Source organism: Halogeometricum borinquense DSM 11551 (genome assembly GCF_000172995.2).
GTDB lineage: Archaea > Halobacteriota > Halobacteria > Halobacteriales > Haloferacaceae > Halogeometricum > Halogeometricum borinquense.
Window position 1 is genome coordinate 189169 of record NC_014735.1, and the last position, 19372, is coordinate 208540.

The following is a 19372-nucleotide window of genomic DNA, read 5'->3' on the forward strand; positions in this document are numbered from 1 at the left end:
TAATATTTCTCGATGGGTACATATACGAGTAGATGCCGCCCAGAAGAGACCTCCATGTGATTAGCGAACGCGATCTCGTTTCCACGTACGATCCCCGCCAGTACGACGATGCGTGGGACGCGGTCGAACAGTATCGATGTGTTCAGTCGTATCACGAACGCAACCCCGAGAAAGGATCCTCAGCCGTCTCGAACGAGTTTGGGTTACCCCGCGGCCGTGTCCACGGTTGGTTGCACGGTGGAAAGCCAGATCAGGTCAAAGCGCTCTCTTTCGGACACCAGTACGGCTGGTTCGACGCGACGTGGGAGGACGAAGCGGGACACGCGTTCAATACGCTTGTCGCCGCCGTCTTCGCTGGTGGATCCATTGGTGCGCGGGACTACAGCCTCAGATTCACCCTCGGGAAAGGACACGAGGCACAGATCACCGCCGCCGTCGAACGACTTGCCGGGGGCTACCGTACGGTTCAGGATATCGATGGCCGCAAGACGTGGGAGATTTCGCCCACGGAGGGACAGGCACCGCTGGCGCGCGCCTTGGTCGCGCTCGGCGCTCCGAGAGGCACGAAAAACGCCGATGCGGATGTCTCCCTTCCGCAGTACTTGAAGACGGCACCGGAACGAATCAGACAGGAGTTCCTACAAGTGTATCTCACGTTACGGGCCAGCGATGCTGAGTACACTAACTACCTCACGGTCCGCGAAAGCCGTCCCGACGAGTTCCTCGATGAACTGGCAGCGTTCATGGATCAAGAACTCCCCGCCGAGGTGTATCGGAACGATAGCATCGTCGTCTCCCCCGAAGCGATAGATGCGCTGGACGCTCCCTTAGAAGAAGGTTCGCTCGGATAGCGCTCGCCGCGTTCGCTTGATTCGGCCTGTGCGCCTATCGTTCGGTCCGAAGCAGGCGTTCGGGGTCGTGACTGAGGAAGGCGTATCCGACGCCGAGTGCACTGCCAATCGCAAGTGCAAGCGCGCCGAGTCCAGTCCCGAGGAGGAGTTCTACGGACTGGGGCGCGTGCAGTTTAATGCCGAAGATGACGAGTACGTCGCTTCGAGCGAGAACGTAAATGACGGTGAACGCCGTCCCGAATGCGATAGCTATCGCCGGAAGTGACAGTTTGACTGCATCCACGGCGAGTACTCCGAGTAGTTGCCGGCGACTCGCACCCGTCGCACGGAAGATACCGATTCGGCGTCGGTTTGCGTGGACGGCATGAGCGAACGTTGCCGCTGTCCCACCGACCGTACTGACGCCAGCGAGAGCGATCATAACGAGGAACAGTACTCGAACGTTCCCGAAGACGCTCTCGATGGCGTGGTTGATGGCCGTCCCTTGTGAGTACTCGCCTTGGGACGCGAGCGTAGCGGTGACCCGTTCGTCACCGGTGACGCGGTACGTCGTCGTTGCGAGGACAATCTCATCCGAGACTAATCGGAGGTCGTACGTTCCGGGGGTGAGCGAGTCATCAAGTCCCGCGTCCGAGGCCGGAATACGAATTTGCGTGATATTGCCGCCGGTCATTTCCACGGTTCGGTGTTCCGTCTCCGCGGGGGTAACGAGCGAAACGTTTCGCACGAAAAACTGCCCCCATGGGTTCGCCAACTGTACCGTTACCTCCGGCTTGGTCAATCGTGTTCCGCGTTGTGGTGATACCTGTAGTCGTCCGATGAGGCGCTGCGGTGCATCCTCTTCGACGACGAGCGTGCGCCGCTCGCTCGTGTAGTTCTGTTTCTCGATAGTGAGCGTGTACTCACCCGGTTCCGTGGGTACGCGCATGAGGACAGTGCCCTGCTCGTTCGTCGTACCCTGCCGATCTCCGAGCGTTACTGTCGCCCCCGTAACGGGCGTCTCGTTCCGCGTCGTCGCGGGGACGATGAGTGTCGAACCCGGTGGTGCCCGTCTGGGGAACTTCGCGGGGAGTCGGAGCGTTCGCGGACTGAACACTTCGACTGACTTGGTCATTTCTGCCGCTGTTATCGTGTGCGTTCCCGGCTCTGCGAAGGTGAACCCGACATCGGCCGCGCCGCTTTCTCCCGGCCCGACAGAGAGCGTTCGACTGCGCGTCCTGTTATCAGCGCGAACCGTTACGTTCCGCGTCGCGGCTTTCTTCCCAAGGTTCTCTCCTCGAACCGTCAGCGTGTACGTGTGGTTAACTTCTACCGATGACGAACCTGATAGCTCGGTCACGACGATACCGCTTGATTGCCCCGCAAATCGCTCGAAGTCGAGCGTATCACCGTTCGTCCGGATGAGGTGAACGGTTTTACTGTCGGTGGCTAACTGCTGTCCCGTCTGTAGCGGAATGAGTAGTTGGTCGTCGGTGATACCGTCGCCCGAGAATCGCCCGACAATTGTGAGTCGCCGAACGCCGGGCGTGACACTTCCACCGACCATTATCGTCTCACCCACGCTGACATCGAGCGTGTCCGCGAGACTTGTCCCGATAACGGCCTCGTCGTAGGCCGCTGGGGTCCGCCCTTCGACTACTGTCGTATTCGAAACCGCGCTGAACGCCGTGTAGTTCGCTCCGCGAGCGAGATACGGTTCGCCGTTTCGTGTCTGCGCGTACAGTACCTCTGGACTCGCCGTGATGTTCTGCGAGCGCAGGACCGACGCGTACTCCTCGCTGATTCGGCTATTCAGCGGGTGCGTGATACCGGCCTCGGTGACAGTGCCGCTCGACGTCGTTGCCAGTGGTGCGAGTGCGCCGCCGATTGCAGTCGTGAGGAGGATAACCAGCACGAAGACGGCAACTGTCGTCGTCGTCGGAACGACCGCCCGCCAATCGACGAACGTGGGCTGGACGAGCGAGAGCCGTTCTCGAACCCGTGTCGCAATCGACTGTGTCGTGTTCGTGGAGCGGCCGATTGTCGCAGGACTCCCTCGAACGACGGGAACTGATGCGAGAACGCCGGCGAGCACGCCCATCCCGAGGAGGAAGCCACCGATCTGTAGCACTGCCCACAGAATATCCGACGTGACGACGGCCCGTATCGTGACCGGCAATCCGGCGTACGTCGCCGCGTTGATGACGGCTTTTGTCGTGATGAGACCGATTGCAAAGCCCAATATCACCCCTGTCCCGACGAGTCCGAGAACCCGCCCTTGCAGCACAGCGAAGAGACGGATCGGTGAGATACCGGTCGCCCGCGCCACCCGTATCTCCGGATGGCGGTCGCGTATCGACATTCGCGTCACGTTGTAGACGACGACAAGGATGAGTAATCCGCCGCCGACGGCGGCGATGGTGAGCGTTCGTATCACCTGCCCGAGACCGCTGACTAAGAACGGTAACGCGCCGATCAGTGGTGCTCCCTGTTCTTGCCACTGTGCGATACCTGCCGGTTCTCCTCCGGCCTCGATGACGAGTGCGCCTGATGCTCCGAGTGATGTAACCGTATCAGCCGATCCGACGTACCACTCCGCCGGGAATATCGACTGTTCGGGCGGGTGTGGTGACACCGTCGTGTCGGTCGTTCCGACGGGGAGTTGTGTCGTTCGGGGGACTGGACCGTATAGCCCCTCGTCCGGAGCGCTGGGGACGGTCGCTGGTTGCCATGCGACCGACGCCTCCTCGATTCTCGGTGGGGCGTCCGGCGGAATCCCGACGACCGTTCGGGTGTGACCGTCGATATCGACACGTATGAGCGGAAATACGAGGTCTCCCGTATCCGTGGCGGCGACGGCAGCGTCGTGTGACTCGTAATACGTCGCCGTCGAAGCGCTTTCGAGGTCGCCTTCGAGCGTCGATGTGTAGGAGCCGACAGTCAGCAAGAGGACGGCGGAGCCGATGAGAAACGCCGTGGTGACGGCGATGACAGCGACACTCAGCCACTCCCGGCGAGACCACGACGAAAGCAGCGTCGATTCGAATCGCATCTCAGCCCCCGAGCGCGGTCATTGCCGCGGAGAGTAGTCTATCGATTCCAGCTCGTCGTCGTCCGCATCTGTGATGCGGCCGTCTTGGAGGAGTACTGTCTCCGCGAACCGCGGTGCTAACCCTCGGTCGTGGCTGATGAGTACGAGAGCGGTATCCGTCTGCGCTTTGACTCTGAAGAGGAGATCAAGCACGCGCTCGGCCGTGTTCGGGTCGAGTTGTCCTGTCGGTTCGTCCGCCAGCACAACGTCGGGTTTGTTCGCCAGCGCGCGGGCGATGGCGACGCGTTGTTTCTCCCCGCCGCTCAGCGTAGTTGGGTACTGCTCTCTGAGGTCTGTGATGTCGAGCGCGTCGAATAGCGTTTCGAGCCACGATTCGTCGCGGCTCCCGGTGTGGTCCTGCGGGAGCGCGGCGTTGTCCCACGCGGAGAGGTCCGGAATCAGCTGAAAATCCTGAAACACGAACCCAATCGTATCGCGCCGAATCGCGGCGCGCTTTCGCTCCGGTAGCGAACTGGCGTCCTCGCCGTTGACGAAGAGTGACCCGCTGGTCGGTGTACTCAGTAGTCCGAGAACGTTGAAGAGAGTCGTTTTGCCAGCGCCGCTCGGGCCTCTGACAAGGAGCGACGTGTCGTCGGCGACATCGAGCGAGATGCCGTCGAGAATGACGCTCCCTCCCCGTTCGACAGTGACGTTTTCGCCGCGGAGCACGGGTGCCATCTTGCCGCCACGTTCACGCTTCTCCTATGTATGTCGTTTGCTTCTGTGAGTTACAAACTGACGACACGAATCGACGCTACCGCTTGACCGGATGCTGGTGCCGACTCCACGCCCAGACTGCCACCGCCACGATAGCAAGCGAGAACTGAACTCGCATCCCGAGACCGAAGCCGTGGTTGAGCAGTCGTACCCACGGCGGTATTCCGTCGTTCGGATAGTTGATTGCGGGGAACACGGGCCAGAGGAGGAATCGAAGCTCCGTCCACTGCTGTGTGAGAACGAGTCGATAGGAGTCGCCGAGTACGTGTGAGAGCGTGCCGACACTGAGGATCGGCCACAGCGGCCGCCGTTCGAGGTGAACCAAGATTGTCCCCACGAGGAGCAGCACTGGGACGAGAACCACGAGCGAGTGTGCGAGCGAGCGCCCACTCGACAGCACGCCGATGTACACGAGCGGTTTGTCCACGAGGTCAGGGAGTTGCGATGCCACGACGAGGATGGCAAGCGGACGGCCGTGCGGCAGTTGGATATCCGTGACTCTCGCGTAGAGAACGTAGCTGAGATATGCCAGCGCGAGATGCCCGATTGGATACACACGTAGAGTCGCTTGCGGCGGACGTATCAGTGTTCGGTTCCGACGCCGTCGCGTCTAACAACCCGAGTACTGACCGCTCGGCATCGAGATGACGAGTGGGTCGCGTCCGTTTGAGGCGTAGACCACGTTTCGAGACGAGAGCCACCGGTCGTACGCTTCCGGTGAGACCGTTTTCGGGGCTGTCGGGAACAGGTGTGCCCCGGTCGTCGTCCACGACCGCTGTGAGAGGACCGGACAGGATGGACTCGAACCTCCGGTCAACCAGTTTGCAACGGGGTCGAACGTTGCGTTTTCGTCGAATACGTACACTCCGATTCGCGTAACTGGATGGTCGCTTACCCAGTCCGACTCGCTTTGGGTGCTGACGAACTCGATGCCCTGATACTCGGACGGCATGGTCGTTGTGAGGGCTGACCCGGAGTCTAAGTTGATGAACGCAAGCGGTGCCGAGGCGGTCACGGTCGCAACGACGAGTAAGACGAGCAGTATGCGGAGTGCTCGCCGTGGGCTACTGTCACCCCGCCGTTCGAGCAATCGCGCAACGGTGATCGCACTGATGATCAAGATCGGGAGGTGAAGGAACGTCTGTGCGCGCATTGCAGTGGCGAAGTACTCGGGTGTGAGCGACGCCGTGAGGCTAAAACCGATGATGACGGCCGGCGCGGAAAACAGTGCCACGAGGAGGAAAGCACCGCGATATTCATCGAGAACATCCAGCGAGGCGACCGCTGCGAGTGCAACGACGACGAGCAGACTCACCAATCCGAGTACGGTTCGTGGCGTGGTCACCGTGCCCGGGAAGATGGGCGTGAACGCGTTCAGGATCACAACGGCGAAGAACGAGCCGATGACCGCGAGATACGTTCCCTGCCTGATGCGGAGGCTGGTGTGTTGGATCCACACCACGCCGATAACGAGGACGATACCCCACGCGACGAACAGTCCCGGATAGGCCGTGATGCGATCCACGTACGGAACGGTGAGCGAAAGGCTCGTTGCCGCAGTCCGGTAGTAGACGGCGATGTACGCCCAAAACCCACCTGCAAGCCCGACACCACAGAGCAGCGAGCGGCGTGTCAACGTCCGCGAGACGTGCAGTGCAGTCAGCGCAGTGACGATCAATCCGACGACGAGCGACGTGAACGTGTGTAATATCGGGAAGATACCGAGAAGCAGTCCGACGATACCGTACCATCGTCGCTGGCCCGTCCGGAAGGCGTAATGAAGCGAGACCGCAACGATCAAAGAGAGGAGGATTGCGACGATTTCTTCGTCCGGGACGGCCGTTCGTCGCAGGAATAATCCTTGGACCGCGAGGAGACCGGCCGTGACTGTGGCGACAGTAGACGGTCGGACCGAGAGGTGCGGAGTATCGCGGACGATGCGGCGTGCGACGACGGCACCGACGAAACAGATGATCGCACCGATTGTCGTCGCTAGCGGTTGGGCCACGTATAGCGGATCAGCATCGAATACGGTGCCGGTGACAGCGAACAGCGACGTGAACAGCAGGCTATCCGCCCGTCCGGTGAGCGGCACCGACCCGGTTTCGGTCGCCGTCCGCGCCATCGCGGCGTAGTTGAAGCCGTCCAACGTCGAGGGATACGGACTCAGGTGGAGTGGAAACGACCGGATCGCAAGCGCTAGCAGTACTAGAGCGGTGAGGGCGAGTCCGAACCGTCGTCGTCGTTTACGCATCGCGTCGTTCCCCACTTCCTTCAGGGACTGGTATATGTCTGTCTACTAGGAGCGACGCTGGCATCTTCCGAACCATCCCCGCTGTCGCCAGCGTCGCACTGATGACCGCGAGTGCGACGCCGCCGACGAGCGCAGCGACAACGGCTGTCGGCGTGATAACGGGTTCGAGGACGACTCCGAAGACGCGGAGTTCCCCCACCGAGAGGAGTCCGCTGACGACTCCGAACGCGATTACTCCTGCGAGCACCGTCGCGGTCGTCCCGATTTTGAGCGTATCGACGATCACGTCGGTGAGAATCGCCCACGGCGATGCGCCCGTCGCGCGCCGGATCCCGATTTCGCGCTTCGTCGTGTGAACCGCACGAGTGAATGCGGCGGTGGTGCTTCCGACCGTCATCACGGATAGCAGCGCGACGACAGCGAGGACGAGCACTTCGATATTGCCGAATGCAACCTGAATCGCCTGCGTAATTCCTCCGCCGCCGGTGTATCTGCCGCTCTGTGCGAGTGCCGCACCGAGTCGATCATCACCCTGTACAGTGTACGTCGCGGTGACGCGCTGTCCTGCTGTTGTCGTTGCTTCGACGGTGTACGACCCGGCTGGCCGCCGCGGCAGTCGGGCGCGCACGGTTGCCGTCTCACCCGATTCAACAGTCACGGGGCGTTTCTTTTCGACGCTCGGCCCGGTTACTCGGAGTGACGACTGAACCGTCTCTGCCCACGGATTCCATGCGCGTACGGTCGCTTTCGGTCGCGTGAAGATGCTTGGCGCATCCGGTGAGACCGTCGCGTCGAGCGTCAGTGCCCGAACAGCGTCGTCTCTGACGGTTACTGTGGTGGTTTCTCGCTCTCCGTTACTTGTGGCGACGAGCGTCGCGTTCCCAGTCGAGTTGAGCGCCAGTCTGGCGAGTCCGCGGTCGTTCGTTGTCACGGTTTGTGCGCCGAGACTAATCGTCGCGTTTGCCACTGGTGTGTCTCCGTGAGATACCCTCACCGCAGGTGTACTGTTCGTCGGTGCCGTCCGCGGTGCGGAGATCGAGAGTCCCGAGAGGTTGTCGGATTCGCCGTTCGGCCCGCCGACACTGACGTTTTTGGTAATTTCGCCGACTGCGAGTGTATGCGTTCCTGACGGGGTTTCGTCGAACGGAACGAACACGCGCGTTGACTGCTGGCTCCCGACCGTTACCGATCTTTTGCGGACGGTAGACCCGAGTTTGATCTCGAACTCCCGAGTTGCCTCGCTCAGACCGAGGTTCGTCACGGCGACGGACACGCCGGTTCGGTTGTTCACGTTTCGGAGGCGTGCACTCGTCGCAACAAGCGTTGATGTTGCTGCGGTCTCGCGGTCGAGGCCGCGCGTCCGGACGAAGTGAACCGAGTCGTCGCGGATATTCCCCATCTCTCGTGCGGCCGGTATCGAGACGAGTAGTTGGTCGTCCTGAATCCCCGTTCCAGTGAACGTTCCGGTGATGTTGAACCGTGCGACGCTGGCGGTTGTACTACCGCCGATGACGACTGTTTCTCCCGGCGATAGGTCGCTCGAACGAGCGAGATCAGCCCCGATGACAGCCTCGTACCGCTGGTTGGGTGCGGACCCCTCCGTGATTTGGACGCCGGATAGCTCCCGGTATGCGGAGAAGTTGACGCCTCGTGCGACAATCGGATCGCCCTCGTACACCTCGAACAGGAGAATCTCCGGGCTGGCTGCCGCCTCTTGAGAGCGAAGCGCGTCGGCGTACACGACCGGCACGTTGCTGGCAATCGGATGCGGAGCATCCGGTTGCGTTATCGTCTGTCCATCGGTGTCCGAGGCGGGACCGACCGCACCCGCGACCGCGGTCAAGAGCAACAGCGCACACATGAACACTGTGAGCGTCGAGGCGGTTGGAACGAGCGCTTCCCATCCGAGTAGCCGCGTTTTGAGGAAGCTGCTGCACGTTTCCAGCAATCCAGCGAATCGGCTGGTGTCAGCGTCTGCGGTTTGCCGTGCTGGTTTGGCGAGTGCGGCCGGTTCCTGTGTCGCGCCTTTGTATGCCGCAAGGAGGCCGGACAGACCCCCAACGACGAGGAATAACACAACGGCGGGAACGAGTACCGAGAGTACCGGTTGAGATATCTGTGCACTCAGCGATGTCGGTAGCCCGCCGTATATCGCGGCGTTGACGACGACACGAACGAGGATGAGACCGAAGCCGTATCCGACGGCGGTCCCGACCGCCGTGAGCGTGACCGCTCGAAGCGCGAAGAGTTGGAGGACCTGCCGCGGCGTCGCACCGGTCGAGCGCAGTACGGCGATATCTGGTCTGCGTTCCCGAACGGTGATCTGAACGACGCTGTAGATGGTCACCGCAACGAGGATGCCCGCCGCTACCGTCGCCAGCCTGAGCAGTCGAACGAGTTCGCCCGCGCCGCGGACGAAGAACTCCAAGGCGGAGAGCAGCGGCGTGGCAGCGCGTCCGTCAACTGATCGAATCGTGACTTGGGTGGCGTGGTCGAACGAGGCGGCAGTCGCTGGGTCGGTGACGTACCACGAATCGGGAATGAACGAGTTCGATTGGCGGGATCGAATACTGACGGTCTCTCCGCTCGCATCCGACTGTAGTCGTGATTCAGGCCCCTGATACGCCGCCGCAGCGAGCGCCCCGCGTTCAGGCGTCGGGAGCGAAATCGTCTCTCCTCGAACAGTGAGAGCGGAAGCATCACGCGGAATCCCGACGACCGGGACTTGTTGGCCGTCGAGCGTCGTCTCAGCGAGCGTCAACGTGAGCGCTGTCGATGAACTGCTGTCTTGGGGTGTCTCGTATATCCCGTAGGATGTCTCGTACTCGGCCGCGATGGTCGTCGTCTGATCGCCGAGTGCCACGCCGAGAACGGCCGCACCGACGAGAAACGAGACCGTGAGTGCGATGACCACGACGGCGAGTGTATCTCGTCGTGCCCATCCGAACGACAGAACTCGACGGTATCCCATGGAGTCAGTCTACAGACAACCCTCCGCCGGGAAGTAACTATCTGTCTGGTTTTCGTTCTGCAACGCGGACGACAGAAACGAAGTGAGAATCGTTAGACCGACGTTAATTGGTCGGCAAACGCTGTCGTATTTTCATCCCCGCCCGGACTCCTCCGTACGTTATCGCTATGACAGCAAGTATTATATGAATGTCTTTCGGAATCACACGTAGACTCTGTGGCTGAGTCAACCGGGCACCTACACAGAGTAGGTGCGACCAAACACACACACACACAAATGTCTACTGAGATTACACGGAAGGGATCCCAAGGGGACGTAAGAGGGGCGTCTCCGCCTGAAGTTTCCGAAGCGCATAGGTCGGGTGATGAACTGCTGCTGGATGCAGACAGTGAAACCGAACCGGTGCTGTCGCTCGTCATGCCGACGCTGAACGAAGAGGAAGGCATCGAGGAGTGCATCGGTCGGATGAAAAACGCACTCGAAGAGTTACAGATTACTGGCGAAATCGTCGTCAGTGACAGTTCGACCGACAGAACACCCGAGATAGCCGAATCGATGGGTGCTATCGTCGTCGAACCCGATAAACCGGGCTACGGCTACGCGTATCAGTACGCGTTCGATCACGCCCGTGGCGATGCTATCGCAATCGGGGACGCCGACACGACGTACGATTTCGAGGAGCTTCCGAAGCTCTACGAACTCGTTGCGAACGGTGACGCTGATATGGCGATGGGGAGCCGATTGAACGGTGAGATCAAAGATGGCGCGATGCCGCCACTTCACCAGTACGTCGGCAATCCATTGCTCACGAAGTTCCTCAACGTCTTCTACGGTGCAGGCGTGAGTGACGCACACTCGGGGATGCGTGTCCTGTCAAAGGAGGCTTGGGAACAGATGGAATGTGATTCGCCGGGCATGGAGTTCGCCTCGGAGATGATTATGGAGGCGGGTGCCCGCGACCTCACTATCGAGGAGCGCCCGATCACGTACCACGAGCGGGAAGGCGAAGCGACCCTGGAGAGTTTCCAAGACGGGTGGCGTCACGTTCGGTTCATGCTCGTGAACGCTCCCGGCTATCTGTTCTCCATCCCCGGTATCCTGATGTCGATAGTCGGTGCGTTCGTCATGCTGGCGGCGTACACTGACGTTTCAATCGGTGCGACCGGGTTCGGGCCACACTCGATGGTTCTGGGAAGCTTCCTGGTTCTCGTCGGCTACCAAGTGACGAGTCTCGGGGTCTTCGCAACTGTCGTCGGCGATCCGATCAAAAAACCGAACGACCCATTCACGAACTGGTTGGTCCAGAACGTGACACTCGAACGCGGTGTGACAGCGGGTGCTATCCTGTTCGGCATCGGTGCGGCCTACGCCGGTGTGATGGTTAGCCAGTGGGCACTGAGCGGATTCACGGAACTCCCATTCCTCTTGGGCGATATCGCCGCCCTGACCGGGATGATTCTCGGTTTACAGATGGTGTTCTCCGCATTCTTCCTCAGTACCGCCAACCGCTGCTAACAACACCTCAACGACGACCGCTCTCGTTTTTGCTGTAACACTCGTACGACTGTTACACTATCTCTCGGCGTTGCACTGTGATTGTCCGTCGCGGTTGAGTCGTTTTCTGTGGATGCGTTTGGGGCGTATCGAATCCGCGAGTAGATAACCGTATTCGGCACGTGGAGTTCGGGGTCCGGAGCTCGGAGTTCGGCTTGCCCGCGGTTCTGAATCGTGAATGGCTGTCGATAATCGGTCGATTATGCCACCTATTGATTGATTTATTGATTTATTGATTGACCTGGTCCCTCGTGGGACAGAACCGTTCAGGTTTGAGGCATCCATTCGGCTGTCGGGCGAGTCGGTCGTGTTATTCTCGTGACTGATCCGTTCGCGTTTCAGCGTTTCGACGACGAATACGAGTTGATTTTCCTCGCATCTCCTCGTCTCGTTCCCGATCCCGATATGTGCCTTCCGGCGAAGTTTGTACTACACCGCTCACAAAAAGTTGTCAATGCATATTTACTTGAACCTGAAGGGAGACTAGTGGTCCATCAACTCATGACATCGATCCGGATACTATATGTCGATGACAATAACGAACACCGCGATCTCGTCGCCGACGCCCTCGTACAGTTCGACGAGCGGTTCGATGTCATCCTGGAGCGGGGCGCTAGTGACGCAATCGACCGGCTCGCGGCCGACGATGAAGCGATTCACTGTCTCATCAGCGAATACGAACTTCCGGATCAAACCGGTCTTGAACTGCTCGCCACTGTTCGTGAGGAGTTTCCGCAACTTCCGTTCATTCTGTTTACCGGCGTCGGGTCCGAAGCACTCGCAAGCGAGGCAATCTCGATGGGAGTGACGGAGTATCTGCCGAAGCGCTACGAGGAGACGCAGCACGAACGCCTCGGAAACCGAATACTGGACGCCGTATCGCAGTCCCGGATCGAACAGGATCGAGACAGGGTGTATGAGGCGCTCGAAGCAGCGACTCAAGGCATCTCGATTCTCGATGCCGATGGTCGATACCGCTACGTCAACGATGCCTTCGCTGACCTGTACAACTGTACGCCAGAAGAGATTCTCGGCGAACATTGGACGGGACTGTATCCGGAGCCGGAAGTAACGCGTTTTCAGCAGGAAGTTCGTCCCCGACTCGACGAGACGGATATGTGGATGGGTCGGTGTCGTGGCATGACCGTCGATGGAACGATTTTCCCCGAACGAGCCTCCGTCACGCAACTCGATACCGGCGGCTACGTCTGTGTTGTCCGGCCCGTCACCGAACTGGACGGCAACGAGCCAACGCTCGAACAACAGAACGAACAACTCGACCGCTTCGTCAGCGTCGTCTCCCACGACCTCCGCAACCCGCTCAACGTGGCGATTGGTCGGACGGAACTCCTACAAAATGAGTACGACAGCGAGCATCTGACCGAGGCACAGCAGGCGCTCGACCGCATGGCGGAACTGATCGACGACCTGCTGACGCTGGCCCGAAACGGCCAGCGAGTCGATGACATCAGTCCCGCGTCCCTTGCGGCGAATGCGAAGACGAGTTGGCAGCATATCTGCTCGGACGATAGCACCCTTGTCATCGATACCGACCTCGTCATCCGGGCTGATCGGTGCCGACTCCAGCAACTGTTCGAGAATCTCCTCCAGAACGCGATTGATCACGGCGGAGACGGCGTGACGATCACTGTCGGTTCCTGTGAGGATGGCTTTTACGTCGCCGACGACGGACCGAGTATCCCCGAAGACAGACGAGAGAAAATCTTCGAGGCGGGCTACTCGACGCACATGAACGGCACTGGAATCGGACTCAGTATCGTCGCGGATATCGCAACGGCGCACGGCTGGAAGCTCAAAGCGACGGAGAGCGCGGCCGGTGGGGCACGGTTCGAGATTACCGGTGTCGAGATTGTTGATCGATGAGACACTGTCTGGCTGTGAGTGGCGTCTGTTTCTCGGCTGTCGTGACCGAACGACACTGCATGGTACGTTGCTCTGACTCAATATGGAAGTAACACTTATGCTGGTTCTGACTGCATTTGGTATCACATCGGAATGTCAGTAGTTGACTCTGCGTGCGAAGAGCTGCTCGAACGGATGGAAGACAATACCTGTGCCTACTGCGAGGGCGGTCTCGTGATGGGGCAGTACAAAGACACTGCTGCAGTCCTGTGTGAGGACTGTGGGACGCCTGCGATTCGCGTTTGGTAGGTAGGTTTTCGGTGGGCTCAGTCGAGTTTCTCCAGATAGCGTTCGACGTACGGATGAACCGTTTCGTATGGTGGTTCGAACACCTGGAACCGGCTGTGTTGTGTATCCGTGTTGAGTTTATTTGTATCAGGAGTCACGACGAACGCCGTCGCCACATAGTGCTTCGAGTCAATACCATCGACCTCGGATGTGTCGTAGAAGTGTTCGAAGGTTCCAAGCCGATCGTTGATTGTGACATCAACCCCCAATTCCTCCGTAGCGACGCGGTGTACCGCATCAGTCAGAGACTCACCTTTCAGCACTGTGCCGCCGGGGACGAACCACTCGCCTTTCGCAGGTTCGTTCTCGCGCATCCCGAGGAGGATGCCTCCATCGTGCTTGACGACGAGATCGACAGAGACAATCGGGACGTTTTCGACAATCGTTCGCCATTCGTTTGGGGGGATCGGCTTTTCGCACATTGCTTATTCGAGATAGTACTCGACGGTTTCTTCGAGTCCTTCTTCGAAGGTGTACGCCGGTTCCCAGCCCAACGATTCTATTTTCTCGGTTTCGAGGGCGTACCGCTGGTCGTGACCCGCCCGATCCTCGACGAATTCGATGAGGGCTTTGTCTGCTCCAACAGCATCGAGAATCGCTTCGGTGACCTCTAAGTTCGTTTTCTCCGCGTGACTGCCGATGTTGTATATCTCACCAATCTCTCCCTCGCGGAGGACGGTATCGAGTGCTCGACAGTTGTCTTCGGCGTAGATCCACTCTCTGACGTTCGATCCGTCACCGTAGACGGGGAGTGATTTGCCCTCGCTGGCGTTCTTGATAAACTTCGGGATGAGTTTCTCTGGATGTTGTCGCGGGCCGAAGTTGTTGCACGTCCGCGTAATGAGCACCGGAAGGTCGTGTGTCGTCTCGAAACTCTTTGCGAGATGGTCGGCACTCGCCTTCGTCGCGGAATAGGGGTTTCGAGGATTGAGTGGGTCATCTTCGGAGAACTTCCCGTCTAGAATCTGTCCGTAGACTTCGTCGGTCGAAATCTGGAGGAACCGTTCGATTCCCGAATCCTTGGCTGCATCGAGGAGCGTCTGCGTCCCCTGTACGTTTGTTTCGACAAACGGCTTTGCACCCTCGATCGACCGGTCCACATGTGATTCTGCGGCGAAGTTGACGACTGTATCCACGTCAGCGACGAGGTCGCGGACGAGTTCTTCGTCTCGAATGTCACCTTCGATGAATTCGTGGCGTGGATTGTCGAGGACGCCTTCTAAGTTCTCCTTCGAACCAGCGTACGTGAGCGCGTCGAGTGTAACGACTTCGTCATCGTACTGTTCGATCACGTAGTGGACGAAGTTTGAGCCGATGAATCCAGCGCCTCCAGTGACGAGTATTCGCATGATCGGGTAATCGTCAGTAGCACCTATTTACGTTTTCATTGAGACAGGGGGCATATGCAACTCCTCATCCTCGGCGCGAACGGACTCCTCGGATCGAACGTCGTCACCGCTGCGCAGGACCGTGGCTGGAGGACTACAGGTACCTATCACTCCGAACGACCCACGTTCGATATCCCCCTTCATCAGATCGATATTACGAACACAGATGCGGTCCAGCGCGTCCTCTCGGAGGTAGAACCCGACTGGGTCGTCAACTGCGCAGCGATGACTGACGTTGACGGTTGTGAGGAGAATACCGAGCACGCACACGAGGTGAATGCGCGCGCACCTGGTGAGATTGCGAGTCAGTGTGTCGAGTCTTCGATTCGGTTCCTTCACGTCTCAACTGATTACGTTTTCGACGGCACCGTGAATGGAGTATACGAGGAGGACGACGCGCCACAGCCGATACAGGAGTACGGCAAATCGAAATTCGCAGGCGAAAACGAAGTTGTAGAGCGCGACCCGGACGCGCTCATCACGCGACTTTCGTTCGTCTACGGTATGCATCGCGGCTCCGATCAGTTGACCGGATTTCCTGCATGGGTTCGGGGGCGACTGCTTGACGGCGAGCAAACTCCACTTTTCACCGATCAACACGTCACTCCGACACGTGCGGGCCAGGCCGCCGAAACTATCTGCGACCTCATCGACGCCGACGAATCGGGACTGTTCCATGTCGCCGCGCAGTCCTGTACGACCCCCTACGAGTTCGGGGCAGCGATTGCTGGTCAGCTCGGGATGGACGAGACACTTCTCACTCAGGGATCACAGTCGGACGTGAATCGACCGGCTGAGCGACCGTCACGCACGTGTCTCAATGTTTCAAAAGTCGAGGAGACGCTCGGTAGGGCGCAACCGACGCTCACGACGGATCTCGACGCGATCAGTGACGCGTTCGATACGGCGACCCTCGATTAACGCCTCGTCAGATCTCGTAGCGGTCCTTGTTTTCGAGGAAGTGCTCTTGTGCTTCGACTGGGAGTTCGCTGAATCGGTGGACGTGTTCGCACCCGAAGCCCGGGCACTTCATCACGCGGTTCGATTCGAGTTCGTTCGCCGCGACGACGGTGCCGCACTCAGGACATGTTGTAGTGATGATGCGCATTGTTAGAGCTTCAGTTGTGAATTCTCTCCGACAACGAGGCGGCGTCCCTCGGGGAGATGTTCGTCCGCGCTCTCAAGATTCGCACTCCGGCCGAGCAGACTATCGACGATGCGGCCCGAAGCAGTTATCTCGGAGTCACCGATCACAACGCTGTTCTCGATGTGCGTGTCCGCTAACGTCGAGTTCGCACCGATAGACGTGTACGGACCGACGTAGGTGCCGCTTTTGATGGTCGTGTTCTCCGCGATGGACGCCGGCCCTCGGACTACTGCTCCGTCCTCGATGACTGCCGACGGCGCGAGTTCGACGCGACCGTGCGTTTCGGCACCGTCTTCGACAGTTCCCTCGGTTTCGAGCGTTTTTTCTTCGAGTACGAGGCGGTTCGCTTCTAGGATGTCCTCGGGTTTCCCCGTGTCCTTCCACCAGCCTGTGACCACGTGTGAGTCGATTTCGTGGCCGTCTTCGAGGAGATGTTGAATCGCATCCGTGATTTCGAGTTCGCCGCGCCACGACGGTTCGAGGTCGTCAATCGCGTCGAAGACGGCGGGCGAGAAGACGTACATCCCGATGAGTGCGAGATTCGTCGGGGGGTCGTCTGGTTTCTCGATGAGTTCCGTGACGTTTTGCTGGTCATCGACATCCGCGATACCGAACGCCTGCGGATTATCGACTTCCTGTAGTGCGATACCTGCGCCGTAGTCACCGGACTCGAAGCTCTCGACAAGGTCAGTGACACCCGATTTCAGGATGTTATCACCGAGGTACATCACGAAGTCGTCGTCTCCGACGAAATCTCGCGCACATCCCGCGGCGTGTGCGAGTCCGAGCGGGTTCCCCTGGACAATGTACGTGATATCCACACCGTACTTCGATCCGTCCCCGAGGAGCTCCTGAATGTCTTCGCGGCCTTTGTGGCCGAGAATCACTCCGATCTCGGTGATTCCTGCTTCTTTGAGGTCTTCGATTGCGTATTCGAGTACCGGCTTGTTTGCAACTGGAACAAGCTGCTTCGGACCAGTGTGAGTAATGGGCCGAAGACGCGAACCTGTCCCTCCCGAAAGTAAAACGCCTTTCATCGACGTGCGTTGGTACCTTACAAGACGTTAAATAAGTTCGTGCCTCACTGACAGACGCCTGTTTGCTCAGCCGTGAATCTCGGCGTTCCAGTCGTACGGAATCCGGTCGTCGTCGTACGGGATGCGCTCCTCGTCGGGGTCTTCGTAGTCGTAGAGGTTCGTCGGGTAGTTGATGAGGAATGCTGGCTCGTCGCCGATGGCTTTGAATCCGTGCCAGCAGTCGCCGGGGATGCGGATGACTTGCTGGTTGTGTTCGCCGATGACGAACGTGTCGAGTTCTCCGTTAGTTGGTGAGTCCTGTCGGTCGTCGTAGATTCCGACCGTGATTCTACCTTTCGGGCAGACGAAGTGGTCGATCTGGCCTTCGAGGTGCCGATGCCAGGCTCTGACGACACCGGGGTAGGTCATCGAGTAATAGGACATTGCCGGGTCAATATCGTATTCGTCCCAGTCCTCACGGAATACTTCGACAAGGTGGCCGCGTTGGTCGGCGTTGACTTGCAGGTCGCGGACTTCAACGTCGTGGATGTTCGGCATCTCTACATTGAACGCTTCGCCGGTTCGTCTTAGAAGTAGTGGTCCGGGGTTGATGTCCCCCTTCTCCACTGTGTCCCCTTCTGAGTGCGATACTCGTTTTCCGTCACCGATAAGTTCTCTCCGGAAATCGTCACCTACGTGATTGACAACGAAGTCTGCACATCTCGAAGGAGGGTTTCGCGTTGAATCTTGCTCGTTCGAGTGTCAAGCTCTTCTTAGCGAACGTCATTAGTGCCGGGATCCAATTCCTTGGAATTACGTTCTTCGCTCGGGAACTCGGTGCCTCTCAGATGGGTGTCTTCTTCCTCTTTCAGGCTTTACTCGGAATGCTCGCTATCCCTGCCGACTTCGGTTTGCGTGGCGCGGTTGAGAAACGCATCAGTGAAGGGGAGTCTCCGGGTGCCTTCTTGTCCAGTGCAGTTCTGCTGAAGTTGATCCCACTGGCTCTCATCGTCTTGGGGATTCTGTTGTTCCGTTCGTGGATTAACAGCTATCTGGGGGCGGATCTTGCTGTGTGGCTCGCGCTTGCTATCGTATTACAGGAAGCTGCTCAGTTGGCCGTTGTTGTACTGAAGGGAGAGCTCCGAGTTGGTGAGACAGCAGTGTTGAAACTCGCTCGACGAATATCATGGGTCGGCGGAGGTGCTCTTCTTGTCGTCTCTGGATTGAAAGCTGAAGCTCTGATTTACAGCCTATTGGGTGGTATGTGTGTAATATTGGTTTGGGGATGGTACAAAAGTTCAATTTCCCTGCAGAGGCCATCTGCTTCCCATGCCCGTTCGTTATTTGACTACAGTAGGTATAATGTCATTTCATCTATCGGTGGGTACTTTTATAGTTGGATGGACGTCGCGATTATTGGGTTATTTCTCACGCAAGCAGATGTTGGAGCATACGAAACTGCATGGCGTGTGACTACCATTACGATGCTGTTCAGTAGGGCAATTGCTTCAACGATTTTTCCGCAAGTGAGCCAGTGGAATACTGAAGACGAAAAAGACCGAATTGAGTCGGTTATCAATAACTCAATGGTTCCTTCTATGGTCTTAGTTATACCGGCGTTCTTCGGTACAATTGTTTTCTCTCGTGAGATCTTGGGCTTAGTTTTTGGCACAGAATTCGCTATTGCATCGGTTGTTTTGGTTATTTTGACAGGGGAGAAGATACTCCAGTCCGTTCATATTATTCTTGGTAGAGCACTCCAAGGAATAGATCGACCCGATTTAGCGGCATGGGCAACTGTGGTTTCTGTAGCTTTGAACCTCATACTAAATGTCGTTTTGATCCTCTCATTCAACGACATTGTTGGTGCTGCCTGTGCGACGGCTATCTCATTTGCACTAAATACTGTTCTTCATGCGTATTTCCTCTCGAAATACTTGACAATCAGACCTCCATATGCAGAAATTGGTTGGTGTGTTTTCTCATCGGTTATGATGGCTCTACTATTGGAAGGTATTCAGACTATAGTTACTGTGGAGACTCTACCACAGTTGTTCCTTGCTGTAATATTCGGTGCAGTAACGTATGGGTTCTTTATTCTACTCTTCCGCCCTATTCGTACGTCTGTGTTTAGAAACTTGAGGAACGCAGTTGGTGTGAGCTAGCGATATTAAAAAATCTGGAAGTAAATCC

General features: G+C 58.2%; 16 protein-coding genes. 6 read left to right on the forward strand and 10 right to left on the reverse strand.

Annotated elements, in window-relative coordinates:
- The first annotated feature begins 32 nt into the window (after positions 1 to 32).
- On the forward strand, positions 33 to 851 hold the full coding sequence (locus tag HBOR_RS15130) for a hypothetical protein (RefSeq protein ID WP_241432385.1): 819 nt from the start codon (positions 33 to 35) through the stop codon (positions 849 to 851).
- Positions 852 to 885: 34 nt separating this feature from the next.
- Here HBOR_RS15130 and HBOR_RS15135 read toward each other — a convergent pair whose 3' ends face one another.
- The 5 genes from HBOR_RS15135 to HBOR_RS15155 form a co-directional block, all read right to left on the reverse strand.
- Complete coding sequence (locus HBOR_RS15135; protein WP_006055916.1) at positions 886 to 3882, reverse strand: FtsX-like permease family protein; 2997 nt, start codon at positions 3880 to 3882, stop codon at positions 886 to 888.
- Between the two features lie 18 nt (positions 3883 to 3900).
- A complete protein-coding gene (locus HBOR_RS15140) occupies positions 3901 to 4599 on the reverse strand; it encodes an ABC transporter ATP-binding protein (RefSeq protein WP_006055917.1) in 699 nt (232 codons plus the stop codon).
- Positions 4600 to 4675: 76 nt separating this feature from the next.
- Positions 4676 to 5194, reverse strand: coding sequence for a metal-dependent hydrolase (locus tag HBOR_RS15145; RefSeq protein WP_006055918.1), 519 nt, complete (start codon positions 5192 to 5194; stop codon positions 4676 to 4678).
- Between the two features lie 54 nt (positions 5195 to 5248).
- Positions 5249 to 6892: a hypothetical protein gene (locus HBOR_RS15150; protein ID WP_006055919.1), complete on the reverse strand. Its 1644-nt coding sequence runs from the start codon at positions 6890 to 6892 to the stop codon at positions 5249 to 5251.
- Positions 6885 to 9863 carry an ABC transporter permease gene (locus HBOR_RS15155; protein WP_006055920.1) on the reverse strand — a complete coding sequence of 993 codons (2979 nt, stop codon included), beginning with the start codon at positions 9861 to 9863 and terminating at the stop codon, positions 6885 to 6887. Before HBOR_RS15155 ends, HBOR_RS15150 begins: the two co-directional genes overlap by 8 nt.
- Before the next feature lie 276 nt (positions 9864 to 10139).
- Between HBOR_RS15155 and HBOR_RS15160 the strand changes: the two genes are divergently transcribed.
- The 3 genes from HBOR_RS15160 (at position 10140) to HBOR_RS20090 (ending at position 13589) form a co-directional block, all read left to right on the forward strand.
- Positions 10140 to 11378 (forward strand): glycosyltransferase family 2 protein, encoded by a 1239-nt coding sequence (locus tag HBOR_RS15160; protein WP_244880407.1) that lies wholly within the window; start codon positions 10140 to 10142, stop codon positions 11376 to 11378.
- Between the two features lie 540 nt (positions 11379 to 11918).
- Entirely contained in the window at positions 11919 to 13301 is a 1383-nt protein-coding gene (locus HBOR_RS15165; RefSeq protein WP_241432386.1) for a sensor histidine kinase, read from the forward strand.
- Between the two features lie 132 nt (positions 13302 to 13433).
- Complete coding sequence (locus HBOR_RS20090) at positions 13434 to 13589, forward strand: HVO_A0556 family zinc finger protein (protein WP_006055923.1); 156 nt, start codon at positions 13434 to 13436, stop codon at positions 13587 to 13589.
- A gap of 17 nt (positions 13590 to 13606) precedes the next feature.
- On the opposite strand, the gene HBOR_RS15170 is transcribed toward HBOR_RS20090, so the two are convergent.
- Both HBOR_RS15170 and rfbB read right to left on the reverse strand, forming a co-directional pair.
- Positions 13607 to 14050: a GDP-mannose mannosyl hydrolase gene (locus HBOR_RS15170; RefSeq protein WP_006055924.1), complete on the reverse strand. Its 444-nt coding sequence runs from the start codon at positions 14048 to 14050 to the stop codon at positions 13607 to 13609.
- A gap of 3 nt (positions 14051 to 14053) precedes the next feature.
- Positions 14054 to 14977: a dTDP-glucose 4,6-dehydratase gene (rfbB, locus tag HBOR_RS15175; RefSeq protein ID WP_006055925.1), complete on the reverse strand. Its 924-nt coding sequence runs from the start codon at positions 14975 to 14977 to the stop codon at positions 14054 to 14056.
- A 54-nt stretch (positions 14978 to 15031) separates the two neighbouring features.
- Between rfbB and rfbD the strand changes: the two genes are divergently transcribed.
- Positions 15032 to 15937, forward strand: a complete 906-nt coding sequence (gene rfbD / locus HBOR_RS15180; RefSeq protein WP_006055926.1) for a dTDP-4-dehydrorhamnose reductase — start codon at positions 15032 to 15034, stop codon at positions 15935 to 15937.
- 7 nt (positions 15938 to 15944) lie between these two features.
- Here the strand turns inward: rfbD and HBOR_RS15185 are convergent, their stop codons facing one another.
- The 3 genes from HBOR_RS15185 to HBOR_RS15195 form a co-directional block, all read right to left on the reverse strand.
- The gene (locus HBOR_RS15185) at positions 15945 to 16124 is read right to left on the reverse strand and encodes a hypothetical protein (protein ID WP_006055927.1); all 180 of its coding nucleotides are present in this window, start codon (positions 16122 to 16124) and stop codon (positions 15945 to 15947) included.
- A 2-nt stretch (positions 16125 to 16126) separates the two neighbouring features.
- Entirely contained in the window at positions 16127 to 17200 is a 1074-nt protein-coding gene (locus tag HBOR_RS15190; protein ID WP_006055928.1) for a glucose-1-phosphate thymidylyltransferase, read from the reverse strand.
- A gap of 66 nt (positions 17201 to 17266) precedes the next feature.
- On the reverse strand, positions 17267 to 17737 hold the full coding sequence (locus tag HBOR_RS15195) for a dTDP-4-dehydrorhamnose 3,5-epimerase family protein (protein WP_013446585.1): 471 nt from the start codon (positions 17735 to 17737) through the stop codon (positions 17267 to 17269).
- 182 nt (positions 17738 to 17919) lie between these two features.
- Between HBOR_RS15195 and HBOR_RS15200 the strand changes: the two genes are divergently transcribed.
- Positions 17920 to 19344 (forward strand): flippase, encoded by a 1425-nt coding sequence (locus HBOR_RS15200; protein WP_006055930.1) that lies wholly within the window; start codon positions 17920 to 17922, stop codon positions 19342 to 19344.
- Positions 19345 to 19372: the final 28 nt, after the last annotated feature.